This is a genomic window from Rhodovulum euryhalinum (assembly GCF_004342445.1).
GTDB lineage: Bacteria > Pseudomonadota > Alphaproteobacteria > Rhodobacterales > Rhodobacteraceae > Rhodovulum > Rhodovulum euryhalinum.
In genome coordinates this window covers 342552-363024 of record NZ_SLWW01000001.1, presented here as the reverse complement: position 1 = coordinate 363024, position 20473 = coordinate 342552, and the positions used below count along the sequence as shown (strand labels likewise).

Annotated in this window: 19 protein-coding genes; 11 read left to right on the top strand and 8 right to left on the bottom strand. The window is 69.4% G+C overall.

The annotated features are described in order from the left end of the window. Window positions 1-8 precede the first annotated feature (8 nt). From EV655_RS01625 to EV655_RS01615, 3 genes are read right to left on the bottom strand one after another with little or no spacing between them, the layout of a single operon-like run. On the bottom strand, window positions 9-1325 hold the full coding sequence (locus EV655_RS01625) for an ABC transporter substrate-binding protein (RefSeq protein WP_132540775.1): 1317 nt from the start codon (window positions 1323-1325) through the stop codon (window positions 9-11). A 9-nt stretch (window positions 1326-1334) separates the two neighbouring features. Continuing rightward, window positions 1335-2165: a carbohydrate ABC transporter permease gene (locus EV655_RS01620; RefSeq protein ID WP_132540772.1), complete on the bottom strand. Its 831-nt coding sequence runs from the start codon at window positions 2163-2165 to the stop codon at window positions 1335-1337. Further along, window positions 2155-3096 (bottom strand): carbohydrate ABC transporter permease, encoded by a 942-nt coding sequence (locus tag EV655_RS01615; RefSeq protein WP_132540769.1) that lies wholly within the window; start codon window positions 3094-3096, stop codon window positions 2155-2157. The genes EV655_RS01620 and EV655_RS01615 overlap by 11 nt, the downstream gene beginning before the upstream one ends. Before the next feature lie 150 nt (window positions 3097-3246). On the opposite strand from EV655_RS01615, the gene EV655_RS01610 reads away from it, so the two are divergent. The 6 genes from EV655_RS01610 to EV655_RS01585 all read left to right on the top strand — a co-directional run bounded on the left by EV655_RS01610 (window position 3247) and on the right by EV655_RS01585 (window position 9952). Then, window positions 3247-4293 (top strand): ABC transporter ATP-binding protein, encoded by a 1047-nt coding sequence (locus EV655_RS01610; RefSeq protein WP_132540766.1) that lies wholly within the window; start codon window positions 3247-3249, stop codon window positions 4291-4293. Window positions 4294-4392: 99 nt separating this feature from the next. Continuing rightward, window positions 4393-5484: an ABC transporter ATP-binding protein gene (locus EV655_RS01605; RefSeq protein WP_132540763.1), complete on the top strand. Its 1092-nt coding sequence runs from the start codon at window positions 4393-4395 to the stop codon at window positions 5482-5484. Continuing rightward, entirely contained in the window at window positions 5484-6569 is a 1086-nt protein-coding gene (locus tag EV655_RS01600) for an MBL fold metallo-hydrolase (RefSeq protein ID WP_132540760.1), read from the top strand. The genes EV655_RS01605 and EV655_RS01600 overlap by 1 nt, the downstream gene beginning before the upstream one ends. Continuing rightward, window positions 6566-7165, top strand: a complete 600-nt coding sequence (locus EV655_RS01595) for a histidine phosphatase family protein (protein WP_207901916.1) — start codon at window positions 6566-6568, stop codon at window positions 7163-7165. Before EV655_RS01600 ends, EV655_RS01595 begins: the two co-directional genes overlap by 4 nt. 41 nt (window positions 7166-7206) lie before the next feature. Further along, window positions 7207-8196, top strand: a complete 990-nt coding sequence (locus tag EV655_RS01590; protein WP_132540757.1) for an ABC transporter substrate-binding protein — start codon at window positions 7207-7209, stop codon at window positions 8194-8196. Then, on the top strand, window positions 8189-9952 hold the full coding sequence (locus EV655_RS01585; RefSeq protein WP_207901915.1) for an ABC transporter permease: 1764 nt from the start codon (window positions 8189-8191) through the stop codon (window positions 9950-9952). The genes EV655_RS01590 and EV655_RS01585 overlap by 8 nt, the downstream gene beginning before the upstream one ends. 12 nt (window positions 9953-9964) lie before the next feature. On the opposite strand, the gene EV655_RS01580 is transcribed toward EV655_RS01585, so the two are convergent. From EV655_RS01580 to fabI, 4 genes are read right to left on the bottom strand one after another with little or no spacing between them, the layout of a single operon-like run. After that, window positions 9965-10618: a 3-oxoacid CoA-transferase subunit B gene (locus tag EV655_RS01580; RefSeq protein WP_132540751.1), complete on the bottom strand. Its 654-nt coding sequence runs from the start codon at window positions 10616-10618 to the stop codon at window positions 9965-9967. Next, window positions 10618-11271 carry a 3-oxoacid CoA-transferase subunit A gene (locus tag EV655_RS01575; RefSeq protein WP_132540748.1) on the bottom strand — a complete coding sequence of 218 codons (654 nt, stop codon included), beginning with the start codon at window positions 11269-11271 and terminating at the stop codon, window positions 10618-10620. Before EV655_RS01575 ends, EV655_RS01580 begins: the two co-directional genes overlap by 1 nt. Further along, window positions 11268-13742 (bottom strand): DUF3141 domain-containing protein, encoded by a 2475-nt coding sequence (locus tag EV655_RS01570; protein ID WP_207901914.1) that lies wholly within the window; start codon window positions 13740-13742, stop codon window positions 11268-11270. The genes EV655_RS01575 and EV655_RS01570 overlap by 4 nt, the downstream gene beginning before the upstream one ends. 12 nt (window positions 13743-13754) lie before the next feature. Further along, complete coding sequence (gene fabI, locus EV655_RS01565) at window positions 13755-14519, bottom strand: enoyl-ACP reductase FabI (RefSeq protein WP_132540745.1); 765 nt, start codon at window positions 14517-14519, stop codon at window positions 13755-13757. 260 nt (window positions 14520-14779) lie between these two features. Here fabI and EV655_RS01560 point away from each other — a divergent pair, with 260 nt between their 5' ends. The 5 genes from EV655_RS01560 to EV655_RS01540 all read left to right on the top strand — a co-directional run bounded on the left by EV655_RS01560 (window position 14780) and on the right by EV655_RS01540 (window position 19828). Continuing rightward, window positions 14780-15910 (top strand): extracellular solute-binding protein, encoded by a 1131-nt coding sequence (locus EV655_RS01560; protein WP_132540742.1) that lies wholly within the window; start codon window positions 14780-14782, stop codon window positions 15908-15910. A 61-nt stretch (window positions 15911-15971) separates the two neighbouring features. Next, the gene (locus EV655_RS01555) at window positions 15972-17069 is read left to right on the top strand and encodes an ABC transporter ATP-binding protein (RefSeq protein WP_243644951.1); all 1098 of its coding nucleotides are present in this window, start codon (window positions 15972-15974) and stop codon (window positions 17067-17069) included. Continuing rightward, complete coding sequence (locus EV655_RS01550; RefSeq protein ID WP_132540739.1) at window positions 17062-18111, top strand: ABC transporter permease; 1050 nt, start codon at window positions 17062-17064, stop codon at window positions 18109-18111. The genes EV655_RS01555 and EV655_RS01550 overlap by 8 nt, the downstream gene beginning before the upstream one ends. Then, entirely contained in the window at window positions 18111-18911 is an 801-nt protein-coding gene (locus EV655_RS01545; RefSeq protein WP_243644950.1) for an ABC transporter permease, read from the top strand. The genes EV655_RS01550 and EV655_RS01545 overlap by 1 nt, the downstream gene beginning before the upstream one ends. Beyond that, window positions 18908-19828: a CehA/McbA family metallohydrolase gene (locus EV655_RS01540; RefSeq protein ID WP_132540733.1), complete on the top strand. Its 921-nt coding sequence runs from the start codon at window positions 18908-18910 to the stop codon at window positions 19826-19828. Before EV655_RS01545 ends, EV655_RS01540 begins: the two co-directional genes overlap by 4 nt. Here the strand turns inward: EV655_RS01540 and EV655_RS01535 are convergent, their stop codons facing one another. After that, window positions 19829-20470, bottom strand: a complete 642-nt coding sequence (locus tag EV655_RS01535; protein WP_132540730.1) for a class I SAM-dependent methyltransferase — start codon at window positions 20468-20470, stop codon at window positions 19829-19831. Between the last annotated feature and the right edge of the window lie 3 nt (window positions 20471-20473).

Genomic DNA, 20473 nt, shown 5'->3' with positions numbered 1-20473 from the left:
CCTGCCGGTCACTTGGGCAGGTTCAGCGCGGTTTGCGCGACATAGGGCGCCATCAGCGAGTCGGCACCGGCCTGGGCGGCGGCGACCGCCTCGGCCGGGGTCTTGCGGCCCGACAGAACCGCCTGCACCTCGTCCTCAAGCGCCTTGCGCACCGCCACGGTGTTGTAGGTCGCGAACCACGGCTGGGCATAGGCCAGCTGGTCCAGCGCCACCCTGGCATCGGGGTTCTGCGCCAGGAAGTCCTTCATCTCGGGCAGGTCGTAGGCCCCCTTGTTGGGCGCGAAATAGCCGGTGAAGCGGCTCCAGTGCCCGGCGATTTCGGGGCTGGTCAGCCAGCCCATCAGCTCCCACGCCGCGGCCTTCTTCTCGTCCGACAGGCCCTTGGGCATCATCAGCGAGGCGCCGCCGATCGCCACCGCATTGCGCAGGTTCCGCGGCATGAAGGCGACGCGGTAATCCTGGGTCATGTTCTCGCGGATGAACGACAGCGAACCGGTGGACAGCGCCACCATCGACGCCTGCCCGGCGAAGAACGCGGTCGAGACCGCCTTGCCGTCGGTCACGCCCTCGGGCATCACCTTGTGGGTGTGCACCAGGTCGTCGACGAAGGTGACGGCCCCCAGCATGGATGGCTGGTCGTAATAGACCTCGCCGCCGTAATAAGGGTTGTAGTATTCGCCGCCGTTCGACATCGCCAGCGCGGTCATCATCCAGCCCAGATAGTCGTAGTTGCCCGGCAGCATGAAGCCCCAGCGCGTGGTCTGGCCGTTCTCGGTCACGGTCAGTTTCCTGGCGGCCTCGGTGAACTCGGCCCAGGTCGCGGGCGGGTTTTCCGGGTCCAGCCCGGCTGCGCGGAAATGCTCGGCATTGATGTACAGAAGCGGCGTCGAGTTGTGGAACGGCACCGCCCAGACATGCCCGCCGAAGGCCGCGTTGCGGTGCAGCGCGGGCCAGAAGGTGTCCATGAACGCCTCGTTCGTCAGCCCGTCGGCGGCGATGAAGGGGTCAAGGGCCTCAATCTCGCCGTTGATCTGGTATTCGAGGATGAAGTTCGCCGACATGATGACGGCGCCCGGCGGGTTGCCCGCCTTGATCGCGGCGCGGGTCTTGATCGCGGTCTCGTCGTAGCTGCCGGTATAGACCGGGGTGACCTCGATTTCGGGGTGTTCGGTGTTGAACCGCTCGATCAGGGTCTTCATTTCCGAGGCGAGCTTGCCCTCGACCGGGACGGGGAAATAAAGCTCGATTTCGGTCTTGGCCTCGGCCCCGGGGGCGAGGGTCAGCGCGACGGCACCGGCCGCGGCGATGGATTTCCAGTCGAACATGGGTCTCTCCTATTTGACGCCGGAAAAGAGGAAGGAATTGACGAACTGTCGCTGGAACAGCGCGAAGGCCGCGATCAGCGGCCCGCCCACCAGGAAGGTGCCCGCCGCGATCACGCCCCACTGGCTGGCGCTTTCCGCACCGCGGGTGAAGCTGGCCAGACCGATGGTCAGGGTCTGGTGGTCGGGGTCGGAAATCACCATCAGCGGCCAGAGAAACTCGTTCCAGTGGCTGACGACCGAGACGATGGCGAAGGCCACCATGCCCGGCCGGGCCAGTGGCACCAGCACGCGGGTCACGATCTGGAAAAGGCTCGCGCCCTCGACGATCGCCGCCTCCTCGAAGTCGCGCGGGATGGTGCGGAAGGTCTGGCGCATCAGGAACACCCCGAAGGCCGAGCCGAAATAGGGCAGCATCACCGCCAGCAGCGTGTCGTAGAGCCCCAGCTTGGTGACCGTGACGAGGTTCGGCACGATCAGCACCGGCGGCACGATCATCAGCTGCATCAGCAGCAGGTAAAACACCACGCCCGCCCCCCGGAACCTCAGCCGCGCAAAGGCGAAGCCCGCCATCGTGACGGTGACAAGCTGCACGGCAAGGATGCCGCCGCACACGAGGACCGTGTTCAGGTAAAGCCGGGGGAAATCGGCGCTAGACAACGCCTCGGCGAAATTGGCCAGCGTGGGCACGAAGTCGGGCATCAGCGAGGCCATGTCGAGCCCGCCGAAATTCTGCGGGCGGAAGGCGGCGACCGCCATCCACAACAGCGGCGTGGACCACATCAGCGCCACAAGGCACAAAAGCCCGGTCGCCAGCCAGCGTGCCTGCGCGTCAGCTTTCATAATGCGTCCCCCGTTCCAGGGTGCGCAGGGACAGAACGGACAGCGACAGCAGCAGCGCCAGCGTGACGACCGTGGCCGCGGCCGCCTTGCCGTGGTCATAGTTCTCGTGCGCCTGCTGGTAGATGTAGAACAACAGCAGGTTGGTGCTGTCCGACGGCCCGCCCTTGGTCAGCACCACCACATGGTCGATCTGGGTCACCGCGTTGATCAGCGCGATCACGAAGACGAAGGCGAAGGTCGGCCCCAGCAGCGGCAGCGTGACCCGCCGGAACCGTGCCCAGCCCCCCGCACCCTCGATCCGCGCGGCCTCGTACAGGTCCTGCGGGATGGCCTGAAGCCCGGCGAGGAAGAACAGCATGTAATAGCCCGCGTTCTTCCAGATCGTCAGCCCGATCAGGGAAAACAGCGCGATGTCGGGATTGCCAAGCCAGTTGACCTGTGCCGCCCCCAGCTTGCCGAGGTAGTGGTCGATCAGCCCGATCCCCGGCAGGAATACGAACGAAAACAGCGCTGCCGCGGCCACCAGCGGGATCATCACAGGGAAGAACACGACGCTGCGCAGCGCCGTGTTGAAGCCCGTCGCCTCCTGCAACCCCACCGCCAGCGCCAGCGCCAGCGCGATGCCCGGCCCGATCGTGCCCGCGGCATAGACCGCGTTGTTCACCAGCGCCCGGCGAAAGCCCGCATCCTCCCACAGCCGGACGAAATTGCCCAGGCCGGTGGTCGTCTCGGTGCTGCCGAAGGTCTCGATCCGCACCGACTGGACCAGCGAGGCGAGGATCGGCCAATAGGTGAACAGCAGCAGGAACGCCAGCGTCGGGGCCAGCAGGGCCAGCGCCCGCAGACCGGGCGCGCGGCGGGCCGCACGCGCGGCGGTGCGCGCGCGCGGCAGGGCGGCGTCCTGCACACTCAGACTGCGTTCGTGAATCATGTCTTGCCCCTGCCCGACGCGGAACTGGTGCCTGGATTTGGTGGCGCAGGGGTATAGCGCGCATGAATTTTCGATGACGGTCCGGCCCGGATCCGTCACGCACCTGTCGCATCGCGGGGGTAGTCGGGGCCACGGTCAGGAGAGGTGGCGATGACGGGTCTGGCGCTTGGCGATCTGCGGAAATCCTTTGACGGGCAGCCGGTGATCCGGGGGCTGGACCTCGTCGTGCCCGAGGGGCAGTTCTGCGTCGTCGTCGGCCCCTCGGGCTGCGGCAAGTCCACGCTGTTGCGGCTGGTGGCGGGCCTCGAGACGCCGGATTCGGGCCGGATCGCCATCGGCGGGCACGACGTCACCGATCAGCCGCCCCGGGCACGCCGGGTGGCGATGGTTTTCCAGAATTACGCTCTGCTGCCGCACCTGAGCGTGGCGCGCAACATCGCCTTCGGCATGGAGATTCGCGGCGAGGACCGGGCGCGGATCGCGGACAAGGTGGCCGAGACCGCGCGTCTGTTGCGCCTGGAGGACCACCTCGACAAGAAACCGCGCCAGTTGTCGGGCGGCCAGCGCCAGCGCGTGGCGATGGGCCGGGCCATCGTGCGCGATCCGGCCCTGTTCCTGTTCGACGAGCCGCTGTCGAACCTTGACGCCCAGCTTCGGGGTGAGATGCGGGTGGAAATCCGCCGCTTGCAGCAGCGGCTGGGGCGCACGGCGCTGTATGTCACCCATGATCAGGTCGAGGCGATGACGATGGCCGATCTTCTGGTGGTGATGAACGGTGGCCGGATCGAGCAGGCGGGCCAGCCGCACGATCTGTACGACCGGCCCGCGTCGCTGTTCGTTGCCCGTTTCATCGGGGCGCCGGCGATGAATGTGCTGCCCGCGGAACTGGGCCGCGGCCGGGTGCGTTCTGCGCTGGGGGATCACCCGGTCCGGGCCACCGCGTCCGAGGGGCCGGTACATCTGGGCGTTCGCCCCGAACACCTCCGGCTCGCCCCCGGCGAGGCGGCGCCCGAGATGATGGTGCACCTGGTCGAACCCCACGGCGCCGATGCCTTCCTGCATGGCGAGATCGGGGCGGCGCCGGTCCTGATGCGCGTGCCGGGCGAAACGCGGGTGCGGCCCGGCGACCGGCTGCCCGTCGCCCCGATCCCCGAGCGTGTGCACCTGTTCGACGCGGATGGCGTGCGACTGGTCTGACGTGCATCCGGCCTTCGGCCTGGCGGCGATGGGGTCTTTCGCGGCGGGTCTGGTCCGGTCATTCTGGCGTTGGATCATTCCATGAGAAACAGGCGGCGAATGGCGGACATAAAGACCGAAAAGCTGAGCCTTCGCTTCGGCGGGACCGCGGCGGTGGATGGTGTCGATCTGGCGGTGCCCGAGGCGACGTTCTTTGCCCTTCTCGGCCCCTCCGGCTGCGGCAAGACAACGCTCTTGAGGCTGATCGCGGGGCTGGAACGGCCCGATGGGGGCACAATCCGGCTGGGTGGGCGGCCCGTCGCCGGGGCGGGTCTCTTCGTCGAGCCGGGCGAGCGGTGCCTGGGGATGGTCTTCCAGTCCTACGCGCTCTGGCCGCACATGACGGTTGCGGGCAACGTGGCCTTCGGGCTGAACCGGCTGTCCGGCCCCGATCGGGCGCGGCGGGTGGCCGAGGCGTTGCGCTCGGTCGGGCTGGAGGAGTTCGCCCGCCGCCGCCCGCACGAGTTGTCGGGCGGACAGCGGCAGCGCGTTGCGCTGGCCCGCAGCCTGGCCGTGCGCCCCGGCCTGATCCTGCTGGATGAACCGCTTGCCAATCTCGACGCCCATCTGCGCCAGTCGATGCTGGCCGAATTCCGCCGCATCCACCACCAGTCCGGCACCACGTTCGTCTTCGTCACCCATGACCAGTCCGAGGCGCTGTCGGTCGCCGGGCTGGTGGGGGTGATGAATCGCGGTCGGCTGGAACAGGTGGCGCCGCCCGACCAGGTGTTCCGCCGCCCCGCGACGCCGATGGTCGCGCGTTTCGTCGGGCAGGGCTGCACCCTGCCGGTCGAGGCCCTGTCCACAAGCGACGGCCGCGTTATCGTGCGCCTCGGCCCGCGGAACGCCGAGGTGCCCGGCGTTGCCGGTCCCGGTCCCGCCTGGCTCTGCCTGCGGCCGCGCGATCTGCGGCTGGCCGAGGGCGCGGGCGACATCGCCGCGCGGGTGATCGGCCTGCGGTTCGAGGGCGGCGACCACGTGCTCTCGGCCCTGCCCGAGGGAATCGACGCCGCCGACCCGCTGGAGGTGCGCAGCGAGATGCCGGTCGCCCTCGGCACCCTGATCGGCCTGAGCCTCAAGGGCGGCTGGGTCCTGCCGCGCGAGGGCGCCGCGCGCACCGTGGCCGCCGCGCCCCAGCCGGTCGGCGCCTGATGCCGCGGCTGGTTGCCCTGTCGGGCTTCGACGCCAAGGGACCGGCCTGTTTCCTGCTGGAACTCGGCGGGGCGCGGCTGATGCTGGACCTCGGGACGGGGCCGGATGCCGGTCGCCTGCCCGATCTGGCCGGGGTCGGGCCGGTCGATGCGATCCTTCTCTCGCACGGCCATGCCGACCATGCCGGGGCGTTGCAACTGGCCCCTCTGGTCGGAAGCCCGCCGGTTCATGCTTCGCCGCCGGTCTTTGTCCTTTCCGGCCCGCCGCCGGGCCCGGTTGGCGTGGCGCTGCCAAGGCGCGGGCGAGTCGAGATCGTGGGCGTCGAGGTCGAGACCGGCGCCGCGGGCCATGCGCCCGGTGCGGTCTGGATGCGGATCGGCGGGGCGGGCGGGCTGCTTTATACCGGCGACTGCGCGACGGGGCCCAGCGTCTGGCCCTTCGAGATGCCGCCCCCCGCCGAGGCCGTGGTTCTGGACGCAAGCTATGGCGTGGCCGACACAGCCCTCGCGGTGCAACAGGCTGAACTCCTTGGCCTGCTTTCGTCCGCGCCGGTGCTGCTGCCATCCCCTGCCGATGGACGCGGGCTCGACATCGCCTGCGCGGCCCTTGCGGCCGGGGTCGGGGTGGCGCTTTGCCCCGCGCACCGCCGCGTTGCCGAAACCCTGCTGGCCCGGCCCGATTGGCTGGCGGACGGTGCCGCGGGGACCTTGCGAGACCTGCTGGCGAAGGCAAGCCCGCTTGACGTGGACAGCCCGGCCCGGGGCGCAATGATCGCCGTCTCGGCCGATGCCGCCAGCGGCCTTTCCGCCCCGCTTGCCGCCCGGTTCGCCGTGACGGGCGAGGCGCGCATCCTGTTCACCGGGTATCTCGGGGCGGGCACGCCCGCCGCTGCGCTGGTCTGCGAGGGACACGCGGGCCACATGCGCTGGAACGTGCACCCCCGGTTGTCGGACACCCGCGCGCTGCTGGCCGCAACCAAACCCCGGGTCGCGATGCCCGCCTTCTGCCCCCCGCACCTGCGCGCCGCCCTTGCCGCGGCCCTGCCCGGCGCGCCCTTCTGCACTGGTCCGGAGATGACGTGGTGATCCCGCTGTTCGAGCGGCCCTTCCTGTTCCTCCGCCACGGCGAGACCGAGACCAACGCCACCGACCGCGTGACCGGATGGATGGACCTGCCACTGACGGCGCGGGGCCGCGACCAGGCGCAGGCCGCCGCCGAACGCCTTGCGGCGCTGCCCGGACCCCTGCGCCCGGCCAGCCTGTGGTGTTCGCCGCTCCGGCGCGCGCGGGACACCGCGCAGCCCGTGGCCGGGGCGCTGGGGCTGGCGCCGCACCTGCTCGCCGGGCTGAAGGAACGTGGCTGGGGCGCCCTGGAGGGCGGGCCGCGCTCGGCCCTTGTCCGGGACGAGACCCCGCCCGGCGGCGAGGGCCCCGAGACCTTCCATGCCCGGGTCGCCGCCGCGCTTGCCGAAATCGACGGCCCGCCCCCGGTGCTGATCGTGGCCCATTCCGGTGTCGCCCGCGTGCTTCACGCGCTGATCGGGGGGGATGCCCCCTACCTCAGGCCGGGCAATGGGCAGATCCTGCTGTGGGCGCCGCAGCCCCGGGGCGGCTGGCAGGCGCAGCCGGTGGACGGCATCGGGCCGCCGCGCTTCTGTCACGGATCTGTCGCGCCGGGCTGATACCGGCACCGGATCACCACCAGCCACCCGGGAGAAAGACCATGATCTCGCTGCGTTCCATCGCCCTCGGCCTTCTTGCCGCAACCGCCCTGTCAGGGGGCGCGCACGCGCAGGCGTCGGGAACCATCACCGTCTACACCTCGCAGCCCAGCGACCAGATGGCCGCCGTGGTCGAGGCGTTCAACAAGGACCACCCCGAGATCACGGTCGAGGTGTTCCGCACCGGCACCACCGAGCTGATGTCCAAGCTGCAGGCCGAATTTGCCGCCGGTGGCACCCCTGCCGACGTGATGCTGATCGCCGACGCCGTGGCGATGACGCAGCTCAAGACCGACGGCCGCCTGCTGGCCTATGCCGAGGCCCCGGTTGCGGGCATCCCGGCCGACGTGATCGACCCCGACAAGACCTTCTTCGGAACCAAGCTGATCACCACCGGCATCGTCTACAACACCAACCTGGTGACCGAGGCGCCCACGTCCTGGGCCGACCTGACCAAACCCGAGATCGCGGCGCAGACCATCATGCCCAGCCCGCTCTATTCCGGTGCGGCGGTGATCCATGTGGGAACCATGGTGCAGCAGCCCGAGTTCGGCTGGACGTATTACGAGACGCTGGCCGACAACGGCGCGGTGGCCGGGCAGGGCAACGGCACCGTGATCGAGGCCGTGGCGCGCGGCGAAAAGGCCTATGGCATCATCATCGAATACATGGCGCTGAACGCCAAGGCCAAGGGTTCACCGGTGGACTTCGTGTTCCCGGCCGAGGGGGTGTCCGCCATCACCCAGCCCGTCGCGATCCTGAAGGACAGCGACAATGTCGAGGCCGCCAAGGTCTTCGTCGACTGGCAGCTTGGCCGCACGGCGCAGGAACAGTCGGTGGCGCAGGGCTATTTCCCGATCCTTGGAGGCGTGGCGCAGCCCGCAGGCTATCCCGACCCGGCGACGCTAAGGATCCTCGCCGCCGATCCGTCGACGATGCTGGCGGATGACCGGGCGACCAAGGAGGCCTTTGCCGATCTCTTCGGTGGCTGAGACAGCACACAATCCGGCGCCGCCCGGCGCGCGCGCCCTTCTCCTGCGGGGCGGCGATCACCTGATCGTTGCCCTGATCGCATCCTACGTGGTGTTGACCGGGCTATGGCCGCTGGCCAGCCTGCTGGCCGAGGCGTTCGGACCCGACGAGGCGGGCCGCACGCTCGGCCTGATCCGCGAAGCGTTCGACAGCCGTGCGGCCCGGCGCGCCTTGGTCAACACGCTATGGGCCTCGGCCGGGGCGGCTCTGGTGTCGGTCTCGCTGGGCACCGCGCTGGCGTTGCTGCTGGGGCTGGTGCGGCTGCCCGGCCGCATCGCGCTGACTTTCCTCGCGCTCTCGCCGCTGCTGATCCCCTCGCAGATCATGGCGCTGGCGTGGATCGAACTGTTCGGCAGCACCTCGCCAATACTGGCGCCCCTCGGCCTTGCCCCGCCGCCGGGGGTGCGCAACCCGCTCTATTCCGGGGGCGGAATCGTCTGGCTGATGGGGATCGAGCACATGCCGCTGGTGTTCCTCGCCGTCCGCGCGGGGCTGATCGCGATCCCCGCCGATCTGGTCGAGGCCGCCCGGATCGCGGGCGCGGGGGTGCCGCGCATCCTTGCCCGGGTGATCCTTCCGCTCTGCCTGCCGCAGGTGCTGGCGGGCGCAATCCTTGCCTTTGCCGCCGCGGTCGGCAATTTCGGGGTGCCTGCGCTGTTGGGCATCCCGGGGCGGTTCACGATGCTGACCACGCTGATCTACCAGCGCCTGAACGGATTCGGCCCGCAGGTGCTGGGGCAGGTCGCGGTGCTGGCGCTGGCGCTGATCGCGATGGCTGGCGCGGCGCTGGCGCTTAGGGCCGTGCTGATCCGTCGGCTGGCGGTGCCGGTCGGCCGGGGCCAGTCCTTTGCGGGGTTCGAGGCCGGGCGCTGGCAGTGGCCCGCGGGCATTGCGCTGTGGGCGGCGCTGGGCCTTCTGACATTGGCGCCCATCGCGGCGCTGCTGGCCACCGCGCTGGTTCCGGCATTGGGCGTGCGGCTGAGCCTTGGCACCCTCACGCTCGCCAATTTCGCCGACGCGCTGACCGATCCCACCATCCGCCGCGCCTTTGGCAATTCGCTGGCGCTGTCCATGGCGGCGGCGCTGATCTCGGCCGCGGTGGCGCTGCCCTTTGCCTGGTTTGTCGCGGTGCGCCGCCACCCGCTGCTGCGCCGTCTCGACCTGCTGGCCGACGCGCCCTTCGTGGTGCCGGGCACGGTGCTGGCGCTGGCGATGATCCTGGTGTTCCTGCCGCCGCTGCCGGGCCTGAACATCTCGATCTATGGCACGGCCACGATCCTGCTGGTGGCCTATCTCGCCCGGTTCCTGCCGCTGGTGCTGCGGCCGTTGGCGGGCGTGGCGCAGGCGCTGGAGCCTGCGCTGGACGAGGCCGCCCGGATCGCGGGTGCGGGCAGCGCGCGGCGCATCCTGCGCATCTTCGCCCCCTTGGCCGCGCCTTCCGCGGTCGCGGGCGGGGTGCTGATCGCGATGACCGCCTTCAACGAACTGACACTGTCGGCGCTGCTGTGGTCGGCGGGAACCGAGACGGTCGGCGTGATGATCTTTGCGCTGCAACAGGAGGGCAACTCGACCGGTGCGGCGGCGGTGTCGGTGCTGTCGCTGATGCTGGTCCTGGTCCTTGCGCTTGCCGCGGACCGGATCGTGCGGAACCGTGCACCCGGGGCGCTGCCCTGGCGGCTGGCAGATGTGCCGCCGGCCCAGGCGGTGTCGACGTGACACGCCCTCGCATCACGCCAAGTCCATCTTCGGGATATCCGGCGGAACGATCAGCCTTGCGGCGGTCGCGGCCACGACATCTTTTGCCGAGACACCCGGCCCGGTTTCGCGCAGCACGAGACCCTCGTCGGTCGGCTCGATCACGGCCATCTCGGTCACGATCAGGCTGACCCGGCGGGCGGCGGTCAGCGGAAGGGTACATTCCGGCACGATCTTGGGCTCGCCGCGCGAGGCGTGGACCATCGCCACCACCACGCGCCGCGCCCCGGTGACCAGATCCATCGCGCCGCCCATGCCGGGTACCATCTTGCCGGGTACCATCCAGTTCGCCAGATGCCCCTTCTCGTCGACCTGCAACCCACCCAGCACCGTCATGTCCAGATGCCCGCCCCGGATCAGCCCGAAGCTCATCGCGCTGTCGATCGAGGCCGCGCCCGGCACGGCGGTGACGAAGCCGCCGCCCGCATCGGTCAGGTCGCGGTCCTCCATCCCCTCGGGCGGGCGGGCGCCAAGGCCGATCACGCCGTTCTCGGCCTGAAAGAACACCTGCAGGCCATCGGGCACGAAGCTTGCCACCATCGAGGGCAGCCCGATGCCGAGATTGACCAGCATCCCGGGGCTCAGTTCCCGCGCGACGCGGCGGGCGATGATTTCCTTGGCGTCCATCACTGCGCCCTTTCCAGAAGGTAGTCGACCAGCACGCCCGGCGTCTTGACCGCGTCGGGCGGGATCATGCCCACGGGCAGGATGTGGTGCGGCTCGGCGATCACCGTGTCGGCGGCCAGCGCCATGATCGGATTGAAGTTGTGCGCGGTCAGCGTGTATTCGAGGTTGCCCACGTAATCGGCCTGGCGCGCGTCCAGCAGCGCGAAATCGCCGCGGATCGGCTTTTCCAGCAGGAACTTCTGGCCATCGATCTCGATCACCTGCTTGCCCTCCTCGACCAGCGTGCCGACGCCGGTCGGGGTCAGCACGCCGCCGAGGCCCACGCCGCCCGCGCGGATGCGTTCGACCAGCGTGCCCTGGGGGACCAGTTCGATCTCCATTTCGCCCGCGATCATCCGGCGCTGGGCCTCGGGGTTCAGGCCGATATGGCTGACGATGGCGCGGGTCACGAGGCCCGCGTCGATCAGCTTGCCCACGCCCTGGCCCGGCCGGCAGGTGTCGTTGCCGACGATGGTCAGCCCGCTGACGCCGCGGGCCACAATCGCGTCGATCAGCCGGTGCGGCGAGCCCACGCCCATGAACCCGCCGATCAAGAGCACCGCGCCTTCGGGGATCATCGCGGCCGCGTCCTCGGGCTTCAGCGCCGCCTTCATTCGGCGGCCTCCCCGGTGCGCGGGGCGGCGCGGCGGCGCGGACGGGCGGCCGGGGCCGCATCCCCCGTCCCCTCGGGCGCCTCGGCCAGCGGGTCGTCCAGCACGTCGGCGGTCACCGGGCCAAGCCCCAGCACGCTGCGGAACCGGTTCAGCATCTCCAGCGTGTGCGGCGCCATCTCGTCGATAGGGCCGGGGACATACTGGACGACGCGGGCGGCCAGATCGCGCGCCTCGGGGTCGGGCAACAGGCGCGGCAGCGTGGCGATGGCGCCTTCGGGGTCGTAGGTGGCGATCAGGGTCTGTTCGTGGATGATGTGGGCGCGCACCTCCATCGGCAGGTCGCGGAACGGCGCATCGCGGTTCAGCACCCGGGCCGAGCGTTCAAGCCGGTCGCGCCGGACCGATTGGCGGCTCTCGGCCAGCAGCACCAGCATCCGGATCACCGCCTCGACGAAGCCGCCCTGGGCCACGTGCGCCAGCGCGGCCTGCACGATGGGCAGCGCGCGCAGTTCGTCCTCGGTCTTGCGGGTGCGGCGCGGCGCCTGGGACTGGCCGAAGGCGCGCGCCCAGGGGTTGTTCCACATCATGTGAAAGCTCATCTCGTAGGCCGCGTCGCGCAGGTCGCGGGCGAGGTCGATCCATTGCTCGGTGACGTCGATGGCCACCCGCTCCAGTGCCAGGAAGGGGTTGGCCGGATCGGCAGGCTCGCGGGCCTCGCGGACCCGTTCGGCGGCGGTGGCAAGGGCCGCCATCGCGGGGTTCAGCGAGGACAGCGCCAGCCGCTGGGTGCGCAGCGGGTGCAGCGCGCGTGCCGCCTCGGCCGCGCGGGGGCTGACGGTTGCGCGCAGCACCGGACGGACCAGCGTGTCATAGGCCTCGGACTGCATCTGGCTGGCCCGCGCCACCGCGGCGAAGGCCACCTCTTCGTCGCGGGTGCCGCCCAGTGCCTCGAGATCGGCAAAGCTGCGCTCGGCAAAGCTGACGTGAAAGCTCTTGGCCGTGCCCGCGCCCTTCACCGCGTCGATCCTCATCTCGTAGAGCCCGGGCGCCAGCGCCTCGATGGTCTTCAGCGTGGACGAGACCTCGGTATGTTCCTTTTTCGCGATGGTCGAGGAGACGAAGATGCCCAGGTGGCCGACCTCTTCGTGCACCATGTAGACGATGCGCTGGCCGCGGATGCGGATCTCGTCGACCCCGGCATAGGCGTCGAGGATCCAGTTCAGCGCCTGCTGGGGCGGCGTGATGTTGTCGCCGTGGCTGGCGAAGACGATGATCGGCGCACGGATCTGCTTGATGTCGACCAGCCGGCCGGGTTCCAGCATCGCGGTGTTCCTGGTCAGGCGGTTGCCGACGAAAAGCTGTTCGACGATCCAGCGGATCTCGGCCTCGTTCAGCATGAAGAAGCCGCCCCACCAGCGTTCGAATTCCAGGAACCGCTGGCGGGCCTTGGGATCGTCGATATCGGCCATCATGTCGGCATACTTGCGGAACCAGGTGCGGCCGGGGTTCAGCATCTCGAAGTTCATCACCAGGTTCGCGCCGTCGAAGACGCCGCCGCCCAGGTCCGACCACAGCATCGGCTGCCAGGTGCCGCCGAGGATCCCGGCGTTGTAGCGCATCGGGTGCTTGCCCACCTCGCCCGACCAGGTGGCCACCGGCGCGCCGTTCAGTACGATCGGGCCCGTGAGGTCGGGGTTGGACGCCGCCAGCAGCAGTGTGGCCCAGCCGCCCTGGCAATTGCCGATGACGACGGGCTTGGAGGCGTCGGGATGGCGGCGGGTGACCTCGCGCACGAACTCGGCCTCGGCGCGGGTGACGTCGGCCAGCGTCTGGCCCGGAACGGGTGTGCGCCCGAAGGCCACGAAATAGACCGGGTGGCCATCGGCCAGCGCCACGCCGACCTGGCTGTCGGGCTTGAACCCGCCGATGCCGCCGCCGTGCCCCGCACGCGGGTCGATGATGATGTAGGGCCGCTTGAAGTCGTGCACCTCGACACCCTCGGGCGGGACGATCCGCAAGAGCTGGTAGTTGCAGGGGTGGTCCAGGTCGGCGCCGTCGACGATCATCTCGTAGTCGTAGATCAGCACCGGCGGGCAGCCCGCGGCCTCGTGCGCGCGGAAGATGTCGCCCCGCTCGCGCAACAGATCCAGCGTCAGCACCCAGCGCTCGCCCGCATCGCGCATCCAGTCGGCAAGGGCCGATGGCAGGGGCGTCTCGTTCCGGGCACTGGCGGTGCCGGCCGCCGACAGCGCCTCGAACGCGGCGCGCGCCCGGGCGGTGTGGCCGTCGAAGATCACGTTGCCGTGCCGGGCGGCGACGGTGCGCATCAGCTGCGCGCCGTCAAGCAACTCTCCGGCATGGGCGCCGGCGCCGGCCAGCCAGTCCTGCGGCAGGGCGCCCATGCCCCCGAGCGTTTCGGAAATCATGTCCGCGGCTTCAAGCGTCGAGGGGCGGGGCGAGGCGGTCTGCATGCGTTCTTGTCCTTATGCGACGATGGAGTAGCCGCCATCGACGGGGTGCACCCCGCCGGTGACGTTGGCGGCCTCGCGGCTGGCGAGAAAGGCGCAATAGGCGCCCACATCCTCGATCGTGGCCAGGTGATGGGTCGGCGCGCGGCTGGCGGCGGCATCGAGCAGTTCGTCGAACTCGGCGATCCCCGAGGCTGCCCGCGTCGCCAGCGGCCCGGGGCTGAGCGCGTGGACCGAGATGCCCTTGGGCCCCAGTTCGGCGGCAGCATAGCGCACCGCCGATTCGAGCGCGGCCTTGACTGGGCCCATGACATTGTAGTGCTCGACCACCCGGCTTGCGCCCTGGAACGAGACTGTGATGCAGGTGCCGCCCTCGGGCATCAGCGGCTCTGCCCGGCGGATCATCCGCAGGAAGGAATGGACCGAGATGTCCATCGCCAGCCCGAAACCCTCGGCCGAACAGTCGATCACCCGCCCGTGCAGATCGTCGCGCGGGCAGAAGGCGATGGAATGGACCAGCGTGTCCAGCCGGCCCCAGCGCGCGGCGATCTCGGCGAACAGCGGGTCCATCTGGACCGCGTCGCGCACGTCGAGCGGCGCGACGATCTCGGCGCCGATCTGTTCCGCCAGCGGGCGGACATGGGGTTCGGCCTTGTCGTTGAGCCAGGTCATCGCCAGCCGTGCTCCCTGGGCGCGTAGCGCCCGGGCGCACCCCCAGGCGATCGACTGCTCATTCGCGACGCCCACGACCAGGGCGGTCTGGCCTTCGAGTGAGAACATGGGGACTCCTGATATTCCGTGCCGGGGCAGCCTAGGGCCGCCACATGTCGGCCGTGTTACAGTCCCGCGAAATCCGCCATGGGTTGTTCCGCAGGCGCTTTTGGTTGTCCGCGGGGGATGTCCCATGGCCAACCGCTTGCCATCGGCGCCTGTCCCGGTATCGTGTCGCTGCGACACATGTCTGTCACATCCCGCGGTTAACGGCGTCGGGAACGGGTGCAGGACGCACCCCGTCATGCCGTCTGTCAGGAGATTACGAGATGCAGAGGAAAGCCCTTCCCCTTACCCGCCGCGCGGTGCTGGCCACCGGCACGGCAGCGCTTGCCGCGCCGCTGATCGCGCGCCGCGCGCTCGCCTCGTCGGGCGAGGTCAACGTGTTCGCCTGGGGCGACTACTTCCAGTCGGGCGAGATCACCGAGGCCTTCACCAAGGCCACCGGCATCACGGTCAACGTCTCGACCTACGGCTCGAACGAAGAGGCCGCCTCCAAGCTGCGCGCCGCGGGCGGCAAGGGCTTCGACATCCTGTTCCCGTCGGTGGACACCCGGCCGAACTATGACGAAGGCAACCTACTGGCCGAGATCGACGAGACCAAGCTGAAGGTCGACCAGATCCAGCCCGCGCTGTGGCGGTCCTCGCTGGAACTGGGCGCGGCCCACCGCGGCAAGCGGTATCTGGTGCCGTTCGACTGGGGCACCGAGGGCATCACCTGGGATTCGAGCGCCCTCGATATCGCGCCGGGCGAGCTGTCCTATGCCCATCTCTGGGCCGACGGGCTGGCGGGCAAGGTCGCCGTGCGCCAGAAATCGGTGCTGACGAGCCTTGCGCTCTACCTCGACGCCATCGGCGAGGTGCCCTCGAACCGCGGCATGGACGTCTACAAGACCGAAGAGGACAACCGCCGCATCTTCGACGCCTGCGTGGCCTTTGCCGCCAAGCACAAGGCGAACCTCGGCGCGTTCTGGAACAACGCGACCGAGGCGACCGGCGCCTTCACCGACGCGGGCTGCACCATCGGCCAGACCTGGGACACCACCGGCATCAAGCTGCATATCGACGTCGATCCCAAGTGGCGCTACGGCGCGCCGAAAGAGGGCGCGCTGGCGTGGATGGACACCGCGGCGATTCCCTCGGGCGCCGAGAACGTCGATCAGGCCTACGAATTCCTCAACTTCCTGCTCAGCCCGGAAATCGGCGGCATGTTCTCCAACGCGACCGGCTACAACTCGGCGGCGGTGGGGTCTGCCGATCACCTGAGCGAGGCCAACAAGGAGGCCTTCGCCTTCGCCTATCCTGGCGACTCGATCGAGAAGCTTTGGTGGTGGCCGATGTTCACACCCTGGTTCTCGGCCGTGCGCGAGGAATATGTCGAGAAGCTGACAAACGCGTGATCGCGTGCGTGACGGCGCGGGGGGCATTCCCCTCGCGCCGTTCGTTTCGAAAGCCCCCCGTATGACCCCAGACACCCGCGGCATGGACATCGCGCTTGACGGCGCCGCCGTGCGCTTCGGCGAATTCCAGGCCGTCCACCCGACCGACCTGACGATCCGGGCAAGCGAGTTCTTCTCGATCCTCGGGCCCTCGGGCTGTGGCAAGACGACGATCCTGCGGCTTCTGTCGGGGTTTCTCGACCCGTCCGAGGGCGAGGTGCGGATCGGCGGGCAGCCGATGGCGGGGATCGGGCCGTCCGACCGGCCGACCGCGCTGATCTTCCAGAACCTCGCGCTGTTCCCACTGATGAGCGTGTGGGAGAACGTGGCCTTCGGGCTGGAAATGCGCGGCTGGAAAAAGGCGCAGCGCCGCGACAAGGCGCACGAGTTGCTGCGCATGGTGGCCCTCGACGGTCAGGCCGACAAGCTGCCGGGCGAATTGTCGGGCGGCCAGCGGCAGCGGGTGGCGATCGCGCGCGCGCTGGCGGTGGAACCCGCCGTCCTGCTGCTGGACGAGCCGCTGTCGGCACTGGATCTGAAGCTGCGCCAGCACATGCGGGCGGAACTCAAGCAGTTGCAGAAGGCCACCGGGATCACCTTCGTCTACATCACCCACGACCAGGGCGAGGCGCTGACCATGTCCGATCGGGTGGCGGTGATGAACCGCGGCTGGATCGTGCAGGTGGGCAGCGCCGACGACGTCTATCACCGCCCGGAAACCGCCTTCGTCGCCACCTTCGTGGGCGAGACCAACCGCCTGCCCGGCCGGATCGAGACCGCCTCGGACGGCAAGGCGCGCATCGCGACGCCCGAGGGTGCTTTCGTGGCGGAGAATCCTGCGGGTCTAAGCTCCGGTGCGGAGGCCATCCTGTTCCTGCGCCCCGAACGGCTGCACCTGCTGGCCGGGCGCGAAACGCCCGCCAATACCCTGACCGGCAAGCTGGTGCGCCGCGACATGGAGGGCGCCTTCTCGACGCTGGTGGTCGAGACCGGCGCCGGGCAGTTGACCGTCCAGCGCGTGAACGCCGGCACGGACCCGCTGCCCGACGGCCCGCTGCACTTGGGGTTCTCGGACAGCGCGGGCGTGATCCTGCCGCCCGGAGACACCGCCGATGACTAGCCTGCGCCGCAGCTTCGGCGCGCCGCTTTCTGCGGTGATCGTGCTGCTGACGGGCATCTGGGTGCTCGGCCTGATCGCGGCCCCCCAGGTCATCATGATCGAACAATCGTTCTGGCGGATGGACCGGCCCGCGGGGGCAGCGGAACTGTCGGTCCGGATCGACGCGCTGTATAACCGGCTGGACGTGCTGGCGCTGGACCGCGCCGCGGCCGAGAAGGTCAAGACGCCGTCGAGCCTGAACGCGGAACTTGCCCGCCTCGACGCCGAACGCGCCGGGATCGAGGCCGAGATCGCCCGGCTGGAGGCCGAGGAAAGCACGCCGGTCAAGACCTGGACGCTGGCGAACTATGCCCAGATGGGGCAGGCGCATCTATGGATCTTCGCCAAGACGATCCTCGCCTCGCTGGCGGTGACCGCCATCGCCTTTGTCGTCTGCTATCCCATCGCCTATGCCATCGCCAAGCTGGAACCGCCGCGCCGCGCCGCGCTGATCATGTTGGCCCTCGTGATTCCCTATGCGATCAACGAGCTTCTGCGCGTCTTCGCCTGGCAGATGATCCTGAACTATGGCGGGCCGCTGAACGCAGCCCTGGGGCTGGTCGGCATCGGCCCGGTGCCCTTCCTCGAAAGCGGCACGGGCGTCTTCGTGGCGATGGTCTATGCCTATATCCTGTTCATGGTGTTCCCGCTCTACAACGTGCTGGAAACGCTGGACACCAACCAGATCGAGGCCGCCCGCGACCTGGGCGCGAAGACCTGGCAGATCCACCGCCGGATCGTGCTGCCGCACGCGCGCCCCGGCATCGCGGTCGGCTGCATCATGACCTTCATGCTGTCGGCGGGGTCCTATGCCGTGCCCTACATCATGACCCGCGGCACGGCGGATCCGTGGTTCACGCAGCTGGTCTACAACCGCTTCTTCCAGGCCACCAACTGGAACGTGGGCGCGGCCTATGCCTTCAGCCTGCTTCTGGTCTGTACCGGTTTTGTCTTCCTGATGATGAAGCTCTTGAAGGTCCGCCTGAGGGACATCGCGAAATGATGCGGACGGGCAGCGGCATGGTGCTGAGGCTCTACATGGGGCTGTTCTTCGCCTACATGTTCCTGCCGCTGATGATCATGGTGCTGGCGGGCTTCAACGCCTATTCGCCGCCCTCGGTCACGGTCTGGCGCGGCTTCACGCTCAACTGGTTCGTCGAGCTCTGGCACGACGACCGGATGTGGTCGGGGCTGCGCAATTCCTTCGTCATCGCGGGGGCGGTGATCGCGCTGGCGCTGCCGATGGGGCTGGCCGGCGCGCTGCTGCTGGGCCGGTTGGGCAACCGCGCGGGCGGGCTGATGTACGCAGTGATGGTCTCGCCATTGCTGACACCGGGGATCATCCTCGGCATTTCGACGGTGATCTTCTGGCGCAATTTCGAGGTGGCGGGGGGCCTGTTCACCGCGATCCTCGCCCAGACCACCTTCATCGCCTCCTATGCCATGCTGATGTTCATGGCGCGGCTGCAGCGGCAGGACGCCACGCTGGAAGAGGCCGCGCTCGACCTCGGCGCGACGCCGCTGCAGGCGTTCCGGCGCATCACACTGCCCTTCCTGCGCCCGACGATCCTGACCGCGGCGGTGATCGCCTTCCTGCAGAGCTTCGAGAACTACAACACCACGATGTTCGCCATCGGCGGCCAGCACACGCTGGTGACCGAGATCGGCTCGCGGATGCGCTTCGGGCTGTCGCCCGTGGTCAACGCGATCGGCATCCTGTTCATCCTGGCCACCATCGCCTTCGCCGTGGCCTGGGGCATTCTCAAGGAACGTGAACGGCGGGGCGCGCAGAGGACGGAATGATCGACACCTTCACCGCGCCGGGGCGGTTCTTCCGCGGCAACCTGCACACCCATTCCAACGTCTCGGACGGGCTTCTGCCGCCGGAAGAGGTGTGCCGCCGCTATGCCGCCGAAGGCTATGATTTCATCGCGCTGACCGACCATTTCGTGGGCCGCTACGGCTATCCGATCGTCGATACCACCGCCTACCGCACCGACCGCTTCACCACGATCCTGGGTGCTGAACTTCATTCCGGCGCGCAGGCGAACGGCGAGCTGTGGCACATCCTCGCCGTGGGTCTGCCAGCCGATTTCGCCCCCGGCAACGCGCCCGACTTCAAGCCGGTCGAGGGTCAGGAAACCGGCCCCGAGATCGCCGCCCGCGCGGTGGCCGCAGGCGCCTTCGTCGCCATCGCGCACCCGCAATGGTCGGGGCTGACGCTGGCGGACGCGCGCAGCCTCGAGGCCGCCCACGCGGTCGAGGTCTACAACCACGGCTGCCGGGTGGGCTGCGACCGGGCCGACGGCTTCGCCATCGCGGATCTGCTGCTGACCGAGGGGCGGCGGCTGTCGCTGGTCGCCACCGACGACGCCCATTTCACCGAGCCCGACCATTTCGGCGGCTGGGTGATGGTCAAGGCCGCCGAGAACAGCCCCGAGGCGCTTCTGGCCGCGCTGAAGGCGGGGCATTTCTATTCGACCGAGGGGCCGGAACTCCGGTCGGTCGCGGTGACAGGGGATGCGGTCGAGGTCGAGTGTTCCGCCGCCGCCACGATCATCGTGCAGGGCCGCGGCGCGGCCGCCGTCGCCTGCCATGGTGGCTCGATGACGCGCGCGAGACTGCCCCTTGATGCCCGCTGCGCGGCCTCGCCCTGGTTGCGGGTGACGGTGGTGGATGCGGCGGGGCGGCGGGCCTGGTCGAACCCTCACTGGCGCTGATCAGGGCCGCTCGATCACCACATATTGCGCATAGCCGCGGAAAAGCGACCGGTGGGTCGCCGTGCAGCCCGTCTCCGCCGCGATCCGCCGGGCCACCTCGGCCAGATCGGTGCGTGGCGTGACGTGAAACCGCGCCAGCCAGGACCATAGCGCCCTGCGGAACGCGCGCGGCAGACCCGCCTGGTCGTGAAAGTCGACGATATGCAGCGTCCCGCCCGGCGCGAGGTGCTGGGCCGCCGCCCGGATCGCGCCCTGCCAGTCGGGGATCATCGAGACGGCATAGGAGATCACGATCCGGTCGAACCCGGCGCTGTCGAACAGGCGCAGCCCGTCAAAGCGGCAGGCGTCGCCCTCGGCCAGCCACGCCCGGCGCCCCAGCTTGGCCTCGGCGGTCCTCAGCATCTGGCGCGAGATGTCGAGGCCATAAAGCCGCCGACCCGGATAGCGCGCCGCGATCTTCATCAGGTTGCGCCCGGTGCCGCAGGCGATTTCCAGCACGCGCGCTTCGGGCGGCGGCGCAAGGTCCGCGATCAGCAGGTCGCGGCCCAGCAGGTACCAGGCGCGGGTCGCATCGTAGATGAGCCGCTGGTAGCGGTAGGTCGCATCCATCAGCGCGGCGTGATCGGCGGTGCGGTCGGTCATGCG